This is a genomic window from Aeromonas sp. S11(2024) (genome assembly GCF_041402345.1).
Taxonomy (GTDB): Bacteria; Pseudomonadota; Gammaproteobacteria; order Enterobacterales; family Aeromonadaceae; genus Aeromonas; species Aeromonas veronii.
This window is the reverse complement of record NZ_JBGLRC010000004.1, coordinates 115,139-128,795: the sequence shown is the minus strand read 5'-3', so window position 1 is coordinate 128,795 and position 13,657 is coordinate 115,139. Positions and strand designations below refer to the sequence as shown.

Genomic DNA, 13,657 nt, shown 5'->3' with positions numbered 1-13,657 from the left:
GTCATGTTAGAAGTATTGAAGCGCTGGTATCAGACCCGTTTTTCCGATCCCGATGCCGTTACCCTTTTTCTGTTGCTGGTGTTCTGCTTCACCATCATCTGGCTGTTTGGCGATCTGCTGGCCCCCCTGCTGGTGGCGCTGGTAATGGCCTATCTGCTGGAGTGGCCGGTCGCCCGGCTGCAAAAAGCGGGGCTGTCGCGCACCTTGGCCACCAGCGTCATTCTGATCCTCTTTATTGCGGTAGCAGTCGCCTCCTTGCTGGGTCTTATCCCGACGCTGGTGAGTCAGGGGATCAATCTGGCCAAAGAGGCGCCGGCCATGCTGACCCACGCTCAGGATTATGTGCGCACCCTGCCTGACAAATACCCCGAGCTCATCGACGTCAGTCTGGTGGAGACCGTCATCGACAATATTCGCCAGCGCATCCTCAGTGGCGGCGAGCATCTGGTGAGCGCCTCCCTCAGTTCGCTGGTCAACGTGGTCGCCATCATGATCTACCTCATTCTGGTACCGCTGATGGTCTTCTTTATGCTCAAAGACAAGCGGGTACTGATGGGCAGCCTGCGCCGCTTCCTGCCGCGCAACCGCACCCTGGTCAACCGGGTATGGGTCGAGATGAACAACCAGATCATCAACTACATCCGCGGCAAGGTGATCGAGATCCTCATCGTCGGCATCGCCACCTATGTTCCCTTCGCCCTGATGGGGCTGCGCTATTCGGTGCTGCTGGCGGTCGCGGTCGGCTTCTCGGTGCTGATCCCTTATATTGGCGCCGCCGTGGTGACCGTACCGGTCGCCATGGTCGCCCTGTTCCAGTGGGGGCTCACCCCCGAGTTCGCCTGGCTGATGGTGGCCTATCTGGTCATTCAGGCCCTCGATGGCAACCTGCTGGTGCCGGTGCTCTTCTCGGAAGCGGTCAACCTCCATCCGGTGGCCATCATCATCGCCGTGCTGGTCTTCGGCGGCTTGTGGGGATTCTGGGGAGTCTTCTTCGCCATTCCCCTCGCCACCCTGGTCAAGGCGGTGATCAATGCCTGGCCAAAACGCGAAGAGATGCCCGGTGCCGCAAAATAACCTGCTTCCCCTGCAATCGTGACAACGGAGTGTCCATGACCTTTTTTCGTCAAATCAGAACGGCAGGACTGACGGCCCTGCTCCTCGCTGCCGCCATGCCAGCGCGTGCCGATATCGATCTTGGCGCCATGGATCTGCTCACCAGCGACAGCCCTACCAGCCCGGTGCCACAGGGCTTTGTCGCCGGTGCAGCGCTCATCGGGGGACAGGCCCGTTATGAAGCGCAAGATAACAGCCTCTACGCCATCCCGGGCTTTATCTACTTCGGCGACGACTTTATGTTTCTGGGGGATCGGGCCCGCTACTACTTCCACAAGGATGAGAACGTCGCCCTCTACGGCTATGGCCGGGTCCGTTTTGGCAATCTGGATCCCGAGGATTCTCCAGCCTTTACTGGCATGGAGCAGCGAAAATGGCAGCTGGAAGGCGGGATCGGTGGCAACATCATCACCCCCTACGCCCTGCTGACCGTGCGTGCCAACAGCGATGTCACCGGCCGCAGCAAGGGTCAGGAGCTGCTGCTGTGGGCCGACTTCCCCATCCTGCGTGACAACCTGCTGATCATGCCGGGGATGGGGCTGATGCTGCGCAGCGACAAGATGGCCAACTACTACTTCGGCGGCATCTCCGAGAGCGAGGCGACTGCCCAGCGGCCCGCCTGGAATACCGGCACCACCCTATCCCCGATGGCGGCCCTCATCACCAGCTACCGCTTCAGCCCCAACTGGATTGGCATGTTTGCCATGAACTACGAATGGTATGATCGGGACATCAAAAACAGCCCCATCGTCCAGCACGATGGCGAGCTCTATGCGGGTTTTGCGCTGGGCTATATCTGGTAACGGTTATGAGTCTTGAACCGTGAGACACGACCAAACAAAAGGGAGCCCTTGGCTCCCTTTTTCACGACCATCAGGCTGGTCGTACAGCCTGCTCAGGCGTCCAATTCAGGCTTACAGCGCCGCCAGAAACTCAGCCAGCGCCTGATTGACGAAGGCCGGATTTTCCAGCGACGAGATGTGGCCAGCCATCGGGATCTCCCTGAACGGGCAACCCAGCACCTCGGCCATCAGATAGCCCTCCAGCACCGGACGGGCCTTGTCCTCGCAGCCTGTCATCACCAGCGCGGGAGTGGTGATCTCCTCCAGCCACTCGATACGATCTTCGCGGGTCACAAAGCTGCGGCCCACCGCCACCATGGCGGCGATCTTCTCGTTTGGCCAAGCGGCAAGACGCGCCTTGAAACCACTCATCAGCGCCTCATCAGGCTGGCTGGCAAAGAAGATCGGCGCCACCTGTTCAACGATGGGCGCCGGCACGGTGCCAAGCTGCTCGATCATCGCCAGCATGCCGAGGTAGCGCTCGCAGGTGATCTGCGGCTCGAGGCCGACAAAACTATCCATCAGCACCAGCCCCTTGAGGCGGTTTGGCACCATGCGCGCCAGCTCAACACCCCACATGCCGCCGATGGAGAGGCCCACCAGTACGAACTCGTCAACCCCGAGGGCATCGAGCAGCGCCAGGTGATCCCGCGCCAGCGTCGCCAGGGAGCAGCCACCTTCGGGGAGCAGGTCGGAATCACCGTGGCCCCACAGATCGGGAACGATGCAGCGATAGCTGCCCTTGAGCGCCTCGATTTGCGGTGCCCACATGGCGCTGTCCCACAGATAGCTGTGGCCAAACAGCAGTACCGGCCCTTGCCCTTCGTCCAGATAGGCCATCCGGCGGCCCGCTATCTCCATAAAATGCTTCATGTTATCTCCTGTTGCCAGCGATGGGCGGGCAGTGTATCACGTCCCCCTTGGCAGGTGACGCCTCCCTGGTGCAAGCTGACAGTGACTCAAAGAAGTCACCCATGAAAGGATGCCAAAAGGAGAAGCCCATGGCGAAGGAGAAGAGCAAGAAGCGGCCGCGTCTGGACAAGAAGTGCTACGAGCACCACCTTGCCCATCTGCAGGAGGAGCTGGTCAAGCTGCAGGAGTGGGTCAAGCAGGAGGGACTGAAGGTGGTGGTGCTGTTCGAGGGACGGGACGCCGCCGGTAAAGGGGGCGTCATCAAAGCGATCACCGAGCCGCTCAACCCCCGGGTCTGCCGGGTCACGGCGCTGCCCGCCCCCTCCGATCGAGAGCGCTCCCAGTGGTACTTTCAGCGTTATGTGGCCCACCTGCCCGCCGCTGGCGAGATGGTGCTGTTTGACCGCTCCTGGTACAACCGGGCCGGAGTCGAGCGAGTGATGGGATTTTGCAGCGATGCCGAGTATCGCGAGTTTCTGCGCGCCTGCCCCGAGTTTGAGCGGATGCTGATCCGCTCCGGCATCACCTTGATCAAATACTGGTTCTCGGTCAGCGATGAGGAGCAGGAGAAGCGCTTCAAGGAGCGGATCAACACCCCCATCAAGCGCTGGAAGTTCAGCCCGATGGATTTGCAATCCCGCTCACGCTGGGTGGAGTACTCCCGCGCCAAGGATGACATGTTCACCTACACCGACACCGAGGATTGTCCCTGGTTCGTGGTGGAGGCAGATGACAAACGCCGTGCCCGCCTCAACTGCATCGCCCATCTGCTGAGCAAGGTGCCCTACGAGGCGATCCACTACGAGCCTATCAAGCTCCCCCCCATCAAGACCGAAGGGTATGAGCGCCCGCCGCTGGCCAGCCAGACCTTTGTGCCCGATATTACCGCCGAACTCGAGGCTTGAACCGGGTTACCTTGCCTATCTGCATGTTCAGATCGCAGGCAATAAAAAGCCGGTCTGACGACCGGCAAAAAGGCATTGATTATTAAGAAAGGAAAACCAGCACAACAAAAAATCAGGTACGGATATATTTGGCGGTCCGGGGGAACGCCTGCTCCTTGGCATCGAACAGATAGCAGGCTTCGGCCGGGATACCCACGCTGTAGGTTTGACCGGTCGCCACATCCACATCCGAGGTGGCCTTGACGGTAAAGTCGTGACCATCCACATCCATATAAACGAAGGACTCGGCCCCCAGGTGCTCGGCCACCTGCACGATCCCGCTCACCTTGCTGTGCGCATGGGGGTGATCCAGCGGCATCAGGTGCTCGGGGCGAATACCCAGCTCCACCTTGTCACCCACAGCGCCACTGCGGGCATCGACCCGGGCCCGCACGGTATCGCCAGAGGTCAACTTGACCAGGCACTCCTGCTCGCCAATCTCCAGCAGCTCGCCCGCCAGGAAGTTCATCTTGGGAGAGCCGATAAAGCCCGCCACGAACTTGTTGTCCGGGTTGTGGTAGAGATCCAGCGGTGAACCGAACTGTTCCAGGTTGGTGGCAGCTTCGGCCTTGAGCGGGCTCAGCACCACAATCTTGTCGGCCAGGGTCATGGCTTCCACCTGATCGTGGGTCACGTAGATGATGGTGGAGTTAAGCTCTTTGTGCAGCTTGGCGATCTCGATCCGCATCTTGACCCGCAGCGCGGCATCCAGGTTAGAGAGCGGTTCGTCAAACAGGAACACCTGCGGCTGCTGCACGATGGAGCGACCGATGGCGACACGCTGACGCTGACCACCGGAGAGCGCCTTGGGCTTTCTGTCCAGCAGCGGCTCGAGACCCAGGATCTCGGCGGCGCGCATCACCCGCTTGTGGATGTTCTCCTTGTCCATTTTCTTGAGCTTCAGACCAAAGGCCATGTTCTCGTAGATGTTCATGTGCGGATAAAGGGCGTAGGACTGGAACACCATGCCGACGTTGCGCTCTACCGGCGGCACGTCGTTCATGTAGCGACCGCCGATGGTCAGCTCACCGCTGGTGATGTCTTCCAGACCCGCGATCATCCGCAGCAGGGTGGATTTACCGCAGCCGGACGGGCCGACGAAGACGATGAATTCGCCCTCCTTGATGGAGAGGTTGATGTTGCGCAGGGTGTCCTTGTGAACAGCCGGATCGTAATTTTTGCGAACGTTGTTGAGTACTACTTCAGCCATGACGAGCTCCGCTCTTGAATCTTTGCAAATCGTGATAGCGGGGGGAGTCTGCTCCCCCGGCCATAAACTTAACCTTTCACACCGCCAGCAGTCAGACCGCCAACCAACCAGCGCTGTGCCAACAGGAAGACCACAGTGATGGGGAAACCGGAGAGCACTGCGGCCGCCGCGAAATCACCCCACAGATAGTTCTGCGGATAGAGGTACTGCTGGGCCCCGACCGCCAGGGTCAGATTGTTCACATCCTGCAGCAGGATGGAGGCCATGGGCACCTCGGTAATGGAACCGATAAAGGCCAGAATAAACACTACCGCCAGGATGGGCACCGACAGGGGCAACAGGATCAGACGGAATGCCTGCCACGGGGTCGCACCGTCGATGGCCGCCGCCTCCTCCAGGGAGGAGTCGATGGTCTCGAAGTAGCCCTTGATGGTCCAGACGTGGAGGGCGATACCACCCATGTACGCCAGGATCAGGCCACCGTGGGTGTTGAGACCGAGCCAGGGGATGTAGTCACCAATCTTGTTAAAGAGCGCGTAGATGGCTACCAGCGCCAACACCGCCGGGAACATCTGGAAAATCAGCATGCCCTGCAGGATGGTGGACTTGCCACGAAAACGCAGGCGGGCAAAGGCGTAGGCACAGGTGGTGGAGAGCGTCACGATCATCAGGGCAGTGATGCCGGCGATCTTGATGGAGTTCCACAACCAGGTCAGCACCGGGAACGGCGGCGGCGTGATGCTGCCGTCGGCGTTGGTGATGGACATGCCCAGCGCCAGCTTCCAGTGATCCAGCGTCGGATTGGAGGGGATGATCTCCCCTACCGCGAAGTTACCGTTACGGAACGAGATGGCGATAACCATGATCAACGGGAAGATGATCAACGCCAGGAAGCCCCACATGACCAGGTGGGTTGCCCACACCCGGTATTTGACTGATTTGGGTTGTACGATTGCCATGTTGAAGCCTCCTTACAGCTGCTTGTCGGCTTTGGACAATTTCAGGTTGAGCAGCGCCAGCGCACCCACGATGAGGAAGATAGCTGTGGCGATGGCACTGGCCAGACCGTAGTCCTGACCACCCGATCCCTGGAACGCAATCCGGTAGGTATAACTCACCAGCAAGTCGGTGGTACCGGCCGGAGTGCTGGCGCCGATGATGTCGGGCGCACCGTTGGTCAACAACTGGATAAGCACGAAGTTGTTGAAGTTGAAAGCGAACGATGCAATCAACAGCGGTGTCAGCGGCTTCATCAGCAGCGGCACGGTGATCTTGAAGAAGTTCTGTACCGGGCCGGCACCGTCCATGGCGGACGCTTCATAGAGATCTTCCGGAATAGCTTTGAGCAGGCCCATGCAGAGGATCATCATGTAGGGGTAGCCGAGCCAGGTGTTGACTATCAGGATCATCACCTTGGCCAGGAAGGGGTTGGTATACCAGTCCGGTTTGATGCCAAACGCCGCTTCCAGGAACATGTTGATCTCACCGAAGTTCTGGTTGAACAACCCCTTGAACACCAGGATGGAGATAAACGCCGGGATCGCATAGGGCAGGATCAACATGACCCGATAGAAACCGCGCCCCTTGAGCTCTTCCCACTGCACCAGACAGGCCAGCACCATGCCGATAGCCAAGGTGAAAGCGACGGAGCAGGTTGAGAAGATCACGGTCCAGATGAAGATCTGCAGGAAGGGTGACTGGATGCCCGGATCGGTGACGATGCGCGCGAAGTTCTTCCAACCGACGCTCACCACAAAGCCCGGAGCAATACCCTTGCCGACAAACTGACCCTGTTCGTCGATGTACTGATAGAAGCCGGTCTCGCCATTGGGCAGCATCAGCTCGCCATTCTGGGTATCACGCAGCAGGTTGCTGTCTTTGATCACCACGCCGGACTTGAGCACGGCACCATCCATCAGACGGGTGTAGTGCTGCTTCTGGGCGGCAAACTTGCGCAGGCTGCTCAGGGTCAGGTGGGTACCGCCATCCGGCAGTACCAGATCAAGGTCACTCAGATGAGTACGATGTTCAACAATGGCGCGGATCGGTGCGGCCTTGCTGGCCGCTTCGCCAGTGAAGGGCTGCAGCTCGACCACTTGCTGGGTGTTCTGCACACGGCCCTCGCGGGACGCCAGCTCACGGGCCTTGTTGGTCATAAGGGAAACAGGTTGGCTGATAAAGGATTGATCATCCTGTGTCAGCAGCAGCTGGAACTGGCCATTGTCGCCACCCAGCAGGGTAAAATCGAATTCACCGCCCGCCACCTTGTAGGTTTTCTTCAGGTGGTAGTCCCGCGCCTGCTCCACGGAGAGCAAGTTGGACCCCGAATAGTTGGTGAAGGCAATGCCAATGGTGTAGGCAAGAGGGAAGATGATAAACACAACCATGCCCGCAACACCCGGAAAGATGTAGCGATGGGCATAGGTCTTCTTGTTCATGAAGACATACAGACCGACGGAAACCACCACCAGATCCAGCAGCGCGAATACCCACTCGCCACTGGCGTACATCATCACGGCTGCGTAGCCGTTGAGGATGGCAACCAGGGCCGCTATGGTCCACTTAAGCCAGGTGTGCTTATCCTTCGGACCGGCATAGGACTCAACAGAAGGTACTACTTCCATGCCAATTAACCTTTATAACGCCAAGAGAGATTTGAGAGAGTGGGAGGCCATGACGGCCTCCCGGGTAGTGCGTGCTTACTGAACGATACGCTTGGCAGCGGTATCCAGAGCTTCGTCAACACCCTGACGACCGGAGGTCACGTTCTTGAGGGCCGTTTCGAAGGAAGACCAGAAACGGCTCATCTCGGGAACGGATGGCATCGGCTCACCAGCCTGGGCGTTCAGCATGGTGGCCTTGATGTGCGGATCGGATTCCAGGGTCTTCTGGAAGGATTTCAGCGCAACGGCACCCAGCGGCTTGTCGGCGTTAACCGGCGCCAGACCGGCATCGGTCAGCAGGTAGTTTTCCAGGAACTCGATAGCCAGATCCTTGTTCGGGCTGGCAGCGTTGATGGTGGCACCCAGTACGCCAACGAAGGCTTTGGCCGGCTTGCCGTTCAGGGTCGGCAGCGGCGCTACGCCGTACTTGATGCCGCTCTTGTCCAGGTTGCTCCAGGCCCAGGGACCGTTGATCATCATGGCCACTTCGCCCTTGTTGAACTTGGCGTCCATCACACCGTAGTCGATGCCTTTTTCCAGGTGACCGGACTTGATCATCTCGGAGATGTAGCCCACGCCCATCTTGGCACCTGCGTTGTTCACGCCGGTATCTTTGACGTCATAACCGGTAGCGGTTTTCTTGAAGGCATAACCACCGTTGGCAGCCACCAGCGGATAGCTGAAGTACGGGGTGTCATAAGCCCACATGATGGCGCGCTTGCCATTTTTCTTCAGAGTCTCGTCAATCTTGGCGATCTCTTCGAAGGTTTTCGGCGGCTCGGGCAGCAGGTCTTTGTTATAGATCAGGCTGACAGCTTCCATGGCAACCGGGTAGCCATAGGTTTTGCCATCAACAGTCATGGCATCCCATGCCAGCTGTTCAAATTTGCCTTTGGTGGCAGCGTTCGGCGTTACCGGAACCAGCAAACCGGCTTTGACCCACTCACCGTAACGGTCGTGAGCCCAGAAGAAGATGTCCGGGCCGTTGCCAGTGGCGGCGGCTTGCTGGAATTTCACTTCAACCTGATCCGGGTGAGCCACAGTAACCTTGATGCCGGTTTCTGCTTCAAACTTCTTACCCACTTCAGCCAGACCGTTGTATCCCTTGTCACCGTTGATCCAGATGGTCAGCTGGCCTTCATCGATGGCAGCAGTAGCAGAGCAAGCGACGCCAAGAGTGGCCAGACCGATCAGGGATGACAGCAATTTCTTTTTCATGAGCCTTTCCTTGTATTAGTTCCGCGCTGTAAGAGCATTGTGTGCGAGATGAATATTATCCCAAGCGGCAAACGGCTCACATGACGCAACTCGCATTTTTGAAATGCAATTACGTATTTCCTTCCAGAAAGTTTTGAAAACATTTTCTTATTTCAGGGAATTACGGCCATTTATCGGCTTAATTCCAGACAACCACAGAATAATAATTACCAAAATGAAATAAAATTTCATTAATGAAAGGGTTTTCACCTCAATGAAAACCCTTTCAGGTGGTTTATTTTGTTTGATTTGTTAACAAAGTACCGCGCCAGTTTCGAGGTCTGCCCGGGCGCGATAAAAAAAGAGACCACGCCGGGGCGGAGTCTCTTTTTGCCAGAAATGACGAGTTGATCACACTCGGGAGCATGACTACGACTGGCGCAGCAGCTGATCCTTAAGATTGGGCGGCACACCCTTGATGGTCAGGGTGTCGGTCTGAGGGTCGTAAAAGATCCGGCTGTTCAACAGCTTCTGCTCAAAGCTCAGAGTCAGACCGCCGCCGGAGCCAACAAACTTGGTCAAACCACGCAGGGTAGAGCGATCCGCCGGGAAGCGCTCTTCCAGCTCATACTCCTGACCGATAAAGCTGTAAAAATCGAGGTCACCGTCGCCAGGCAATTCTGCAGACAGCTCCTTGATTTCGATCTCTTCACCGGCACTCGCCTGTTCGGTGCAATATTTGAAGACCTGCTTTTTATAGTTATTGCGCTCGGTCGGTTCGAGCTGACGACTGTCGCAATAATCTTCAACCGCCTGCAGCAAGCCTTTATTTTGTACCTTGGCATCCATGCCCTCGCGGGCCCCCAGCAGATCCATAAAGAAGTCGCCCAGTTTGCGACCAATGCGCCCCTTGCTGAAGGTGATATAGCGGCGCGAATCAGGTTGGGTTTTCCATTCGGTCAAATCAATACGGGCCACCAGATTGAGTTTGCCGATATCCAGATACTGGATATGGCGCAATTCCAGCGCTTCGCTGACGGTGACGCTCTCCTTGCCCTCCAGCAGGGCAATCAGCAGATAATCGACCCCGACGTAGTTATATTTGGCAAACAGCAGCACCCCCTGCTCATCGAGGGCGTGCTCCACCAGCTGCTTGACCAGCATCTGGGTCACGGTGACCGAGAAGGGAACGAATTCGGTCTGCTCGTCGAGCAGCTGTTCGAGGGCGATACGAAACGCGGGTGAAGGCTGCTTGGGAGCCTCTTCACCGTCGGCCAGCTCGGCGACGGCGGCCTCGGGGTCAGCAAAGAAGCCAAAGCCCTTGCCGCCCTTGCCGTTGTAGATCCGATGCAGTTCCGCCATCAGTCCCTGTACCGCCTCATCAGGGGGCAGGGTCTGGCTGCGGGTATCGGCGTGGGGTTGACCATCGCCGCCCTGGCGCAAGGAGTGAAGAATGATCTTGTCGATATCGAGACTCATGTCACAAAGCCATAGTGTTAGCCGAAAGGGTGAAGTATTATAAGGCGCTTTGAACCGAGATGAACTGAAGATTATGCCTATCGTATCAAAGTACAATAACGAGCAATTTGACGCCCTGATGAACGACCTGATCACCGCCCTGGAAAAGCATAAAGCGCCGGTGGATCTCAGCCTTATGGTGCTTGGCAATCTGACCACCAATATCATCAACGGTATGGCACCGGCCCAGCGCCAGGCCATCACTGAAAAGTTTGTCCAGGCCCTGACCGCATCGGTCGATAATCGCCACGACGCACACTGAGTCCCCGACTCTGTTGATTTGACGTTTCTCAACGCAGATGGATCACTATGGTCGAAACCGGTAACCCCTATCGTGATAATGTCTCTCGCCTGATCACCTGGGGGCATTGGTTCTCCTTCTTCAACATTATTCTGGCCATGCTCATCGCCACCCGTTATCTGGGTGCCATCAGCTGGCCATCGACCACGCTTGGCGTGATCTATCTCGTTGTAAGCTGGATTGGCCACTTCTCGTTTTTGAGTTTTGTCACCTACCTGTTGACGATCTTCCCGCTCAGCTTCGTGCTGCCCAAGGAGAAGTCGTTGCGGTTCATCTCGGCCATCATCGCTACCCTGGCGCTGGTGCTGCTGCTGATCGACACCCAGGTATTCCGGCTGTTCAAGTTCCACCTCAACAGTCAGGTGTGGCAGTTGCTGCTGGATCAGGCGCAAACCGAAGAGGGCTCAATCTGGAGCATCATCTTCGTTGCCGTGCCCACCATCTTCCTGCTGCAACTGCTGCTGTCGGCCTATGTCTGGCGCAAGATCAACAAGCGCAAGCGCCGCCAGTACGGCAATCAGGTGGGGCTGGCCCTGCTGATCTGCTTTATTCTGACCCACGTGGTCAACAGCTGGGCGGATGCGACCCTCTATCAGCCCATCACCATGCAGAGAGCCAACTTCCCCCTCTCCTACCCCATGACGGCCCGCTCCTTCCTGGCCAAACATGGCTGGCTGGATCTGGATCAGTACGAGAAGCAGGCTGCTTCCCAGGGGGATAACAGCGACAGCCGGATGCACTATCCGCTGCGCCCGCTCAACGTCAACGCCCCCCTGACTCACAACAATCTGCTGATTGTGGTGGTCGACTCATTGCGTTTTGACATGCTCAACAACATCAACATGCCCAATCTGCAGCGCTATGCGGATCAGCATCTGACGTTCCGCAATCACCTGAGTGGTGGCAATGACGACCTGATGGGCATGTTCAGCCTCTTCTACGGGTTGCCCGGTCACTACTACAAGGACATCAGCAGCGACAAGCGTCCGCCGGTGCTGTTCGACGAGATGCTGCGTCAGGATTACCAGTTCGGGCTGTTCGGCGCGATGGAAGATGCCCAGAAGTATCGCAAGAGCATCCTCGCCGGTCTGCGCAAACAGGTGTTTGTCTCCGAACAGAGTGACGATGGCAAGCTGCTGACCGACTGGCAACAGTGGCTGGAGAAGCGCTCTCCCGAGCGTCCCTGGTTCTCGCTGGTCTATCTCTCGAGCCCCGGCGACTACCAGTTGCCCGCCACCATGAAGGGGCCGTTCCAACCGGAGCTCGCCAACTTCAATCCGGCGACCGCCTATCGGGCGGAGAACCTGCAAAAACTGGAGAACCGCTACAAGAACTCGGTCTTCTATACCGACCAGTTGCTTGAGCAGATGCTGACCAAATTGCAGTCGCAGGGGATGGACAGCAACACCATCGTCGTCATCACCTCCAACCACGGTCAGGAGTTCAACGACACCCGCAGCAACAGCTGGGGCGCAGGCAGCAACTACTCACCCTATCAGGTGCAGGTACCGCTGGTACTGGCCTGGCCGGGGCGCGGCAGTGATGTTCGGGAACAACCAAGCAGCCATTTCGATCTGGCGCCGACCCTGATGCAGGGGATGCTGGGTGTGCGCAATCCGGCGCGCGATTACAGCGTTGGCCGCTCGCTGTTTGATACCAGCCCGCGCAACTGGCTGCTGGCCGGGGATCAGAATGACTTCGCCATCTATGAAGGGGACACCATCACCCACTTCAACAAGCAGGGTGACTTCGAACTGCTGGAGCGCAACAGCTATCGCCCGATCAAGCACGGTACCCCGGATATGGGCGCCATGATCCAGGTGATGAACGAGCTGAACCGCTTCTATCGCAACCAGTGAAGCGCCCGTTGATGGCTTGATACCATAAAAAACGCCCCGAATTCGGGGCGTTTTTCGTTGTATAGCCGGGCCACGTTCACGACTGTTAGCCACCCCACCCTTGCGGGTACTTGTAGCCGACGAAACGCTTGGCTGCATAGGCTTTGAAAGCCGCCGAGTTGTAGGCCGCCGCCACATCTTTGGCAAAAGGCTGATCCGCATCTGCGCTTTTCACCACCACCCAGTTGATGAAATCGTAGCTGCGCTCCAGAAACAGTCCTTCACTGAACGGGATACCGCTGGAGGCGGCAAAATTACCGTTGATCACCGAGAAATCCACATCCTCCCGCGAGCGTGGCAGTTGCGCGGCTTCCAGCAGTACCAGCTTGAGATTGTGCGGATTGTTCACCACATCAAACTCGCTCGCCTTGAGCGGGTTTATCCCCTCTTTGAGAGTGAGCCAACCAAGATCCTGCAGCATCAGCAGCGCCCGCGCCTGATTGGTGGGATCGTTGGGGATGGCCACCGTGCTCCCCTCTTTCACCTTGTCGAGTGCTGCCAACTTGCCGGAGTAGAGCCCCATCGGACCGGTTGGCACTTGGGTAATGGGCGCCAGCGACAAGCCGCGATCTTTGGCAAAACTCTCCAGATAAGGTTTGTGCTGGAAACAGTTCACATCCAGTGATCCGTCAGCCAGAGCAATATTGGGAGTCACATAGTCGGTGAACTCCACCAGCTTGACCTTATACCCCTTGGCCTCCAGCTGCGGCTTGATGGAATCGGTCACCATGTCGGCAAAATCCCCCACAGTGGTGCCAATCACGATCTCCTGTTTGGTCGGCAAGGACGCATCGGCGGCAACCGCGGAAAAAGAGAGGCTCCCGACCGCCATCGCGGCAATAAAGGTGCTGGCGCCAGCAGTGGCGCGCAAGGAAGCAGTCAAAGGAGAAGATAAGAAGGAACGAAACGGCATAGGGACTCCCTGTCAGGTACGCATCAAGCTATGGGACTGCGGCGGGGTGGCTCTCAGAGATTACCCTCCCCCCTCAAACCGCAGCAATCTAGCCATCCAAACGGCTATTTTGACTACCATAACAGAGCCATCCACCGCCGCCAAGC

At 57.6% G+C, this 13,657-nt stretch carries 12 protein-coding genes; 5 read left to right on the top strand and 7 right to left on the bottom strand.

Features of this window, described 5'->3' with window-relative positions; translation table 11 throughout:
- The first annotated feature begins 3 nt into the window (after positions 1-3).
- Together ACB040_RS05315 and ACB040_RS05310 are read left to right on the top strand one after the other, a co-directional pair.
- The gene (locus ACB040_RS05315; protein WP_005333851.1) at positions 4-1,074 is read left to right on the top strand and encodes an AI-2E family transporter; all 1,071 of its coding nucleotides are present in this window, start codon (positions 4-6) and stop codon (positions 1,072-1,074) included.
- Between the two features lie 35 nt (positions 1,075-1,109).
- Positions 1,110-1,916, top strand: coding sequence for a MipA/OmpV family protein (locus ACB040_RS05310; protein ID WP_338771393.1), 807 nt, complete (start codon positions 1,110-1,112; stop codon positions 1,914-1,916).
- 111 nt (positions 1,917-2,027) lie between these two features.
- Here the strand turns inward: ACB040_RS05310 and ACB040_RS05305 are convergent, their stop codons facing one another.
- Positions 2,028-2,828: an alpha/beta fold hydrolase gene (locus ACB040_RS05305; RefSeq protein WP_338771395.1), complete on the bottom strand. Its 801-nt coding sequence runs from the start codon at positions 2,826-2,828 to the stop codon at positions 2,028-2,030.
- 128 nt (positions 2,829-2,956) lie between these two features.
- On the opposite strand from ACB040_RS05305, the gene ppk2 reads away from it, so the two are divergent.
- A complete protein-coding gene (ppk2, locus tag ACB040_RS05300) occupies positions 2,957-3,772 on the top strand; it encodes a polyphosphate kinase 2 (protein WP_005361444.1) in 816 nt (271 codons plus the stop codon).
- A 112-nt stretch (positions 3,773-3,884) separates the two neighbouring features.
- On the opposite strand, the gene ACB040_RS05295 is transcribed toward ppk2, so the two are convergent.
- The 5 genes from ACB040_RS05295 to yejK all read right to left on the bottom strand — a co-directional run bounded on the left by ACB040_RS05295 (position 3,885) and on the right by yejK (position 10,360).
- Positions 3,885-5,021: an ABC transporter ATP-binding protein gene (locus ACB040_RS05295; protein ID WP_005333867.1), complete on the bottom strand. Its 1,137-nt coding sequence runs from the start codon at positions 5,019-5,021 to the stop codon at positions 3,885-3,887.
- Positions 5,022-5,089: 68 nt separating this feature from the next.
- Positions 5,090-5,980, bottom strand: a complete 891-nt coding sequence (gene malG, locus ACB040_RS05290; protein ID WP_005333868.1) for a maltose ABC transporter permease MalG — start codon at positions 5,978-5,980, stop codon at positions 5,090-5,092.
- 12 nt (positions 5,981-5,992) lie between these two features.
- Positions 5,993-7,645 carry a maltose ABC transporter permease MalF gene (gene malF / locus ACB040_RS05285; RefSeq protein WP_005333870.1) on the bottom strand — a complete coding sequence of 551 codons (1,653 nt, stop codon included), beginning with the start codon at positions 7,643-7,645 and terminating at the stop codon, positions 5,993-5,995.
- Between the two features lie 75 nt (positions 7,646-7,720).
- Complete coding sequence (malE, locus tag ACB040_RS05280; RefSeq protein WP_005333871.1) at positions 7,721-8,902, bottom strand: maltose/maltodextrin ABC transporter substrate-binding protein MalE; 1,182 nt, start codon at positions 8,900-8,902, stop codon at positions 7,721-7,723.
- Between the two features lie 408 nt (positions 8,903-9,310).
- On the bottom strand, positions 9,311-10,360 hold the full coding sequence (yejK, locus tag ACB040_RS05275) for a nucleoid-associated protein YejK (protein WP_371153545.1): 1,050 nt from the start codon (positions 10,358-10,360) through the stop codon (positions 9,311-9,313).
- 73 nt (positions 10,361-10,433) lie between these two features.
- Between yejK and ACB040_RS05270 the strand changes: the two genes are divergently transcribed.
- Together ACB040_RS05270 and ACB040_RS05265 are read left to right on the top strand one after the other, a co-directional pair.
- Positions 10,434-10,661: a YejL family protein gene (locus ACB040_RS05270; RefSeq protein WP_005333874.1), complete on the top strand. Its 228-nt coding sequence runs from the start codon at positions 10,434-10,436 to the stop codon at positions 10,659-10,661.
- A 47-nt stretch (positions 10,662-10,708) separates the two neighbouring features.
- Positions 10,709-12,559, top strand: a complete 1,851-nt coding sequence (locus ACB040_RS05265; RefSeq protein WP_005352950.1) for a DUF3413 domain-containing protein — start codon at positions 10,709-10,711, stop codon at positions 12,557-12,559.
- 85 nt (positions 12,560-12,644) lie between these two features.
- Here ACB040_RS05265 and ACB040_RS05260 read toward each other — a convergent pair whose 3' ends face one another.
- Entirely contained in the window at positions 12,645-13,430 is a 786-nt protein-coding gene (locus ACB040_RS05260) for a MetQ/NlpA family ABC transporter substrate-binding protein (protein WP_050552791.1), read from the bottom strand.
- Positions 13,431-13,657 lie beyond the last annotated feature (227 nt).

Bases quoted from the DNA above. Each gene is read 5' to 3' on its own strand.
- ACB040_RS05315 (WP_005333851.1), top strand. From the start codon at position 4: ATGTTAGAAGTATTGAAGCGCTGGTATCAGACCCGTTTTTCCGATCCC.
- ACB040_RS05310 (WP_338771393.1), top strand. From the start codon at position 1,110: ATGACCTTTTTTCGTCAAATCAGAACGGCAGGACTGACGGCCCTGCTC.
- ACB040_RS05305 (WP_338771395.1), bottom strand. From the start codon at position 2,828: ATGAAGCATTTTATGGAGATAGCGGGCCGCCGGATGGCCTATCTGGAC.
- ppk2 (WP_005361444.1), top strand. From the start codon at position 2,957: ATGGCGAAGGAGAAGAGCAAGAAGCGGCCGCGTCTGGACAAGAAGTGC.
- ACB040_RS05295 (WP_005333867.1), bottom strand. From the start codon at position 5,021: ATGGCTGAAGTAGTACTCAACAACGTTCGCAAAAATTACGATCCGGCT.
- malG (WP_005333868.1), bottom strand. From the start codon at position 5,980: ATGGCAATCGTACAACCCAAATCAGTCAAATACCGGGTGTGGGCAACC.
- malF (WP_005333870.1), bottom strand. From the start codon at position 7,645: ATGGAAGTAGTACCTTCTGTTGAGTCCTATGCCGGTCCGAAGGATAAG.
- malE (WP_005333871.1), bottom strand. From the start codon at position 8,902: ATGAAAAAGAAATTGCTGTCATCCCTGATCGGTCTGGCCACTCTTGGC.
- yejK (WP_371153545.1), bottom strand. From the start codon at position 10,360: ATGAGTCTCGATATCGACAAGATCATTCTTCACTCCTTGCGCCAGGGC.
- ACB040_RS05270 (WP_005333874.1), top strand. From the start codon at position 10,434: ATGCCTATCGTATCAAAGTACAATAACGAGCAATTTGACGCCCTGATG.
- ACB040_RS05265 (WP_005352950.1), top strand. From the start codon at position 10,709: ATGGTCGAAACCGGTAACCCCTATCGTGATAATGTCTCTCGCCTGATC.
- ACB040_RS05260 (WP_050552791.1), bottom strand. From the start codon at position 13,430: ATGGCGGTCGGGAGCCTCTCTTTTTCCGCGGTTGCCGCCGATGCGTCC.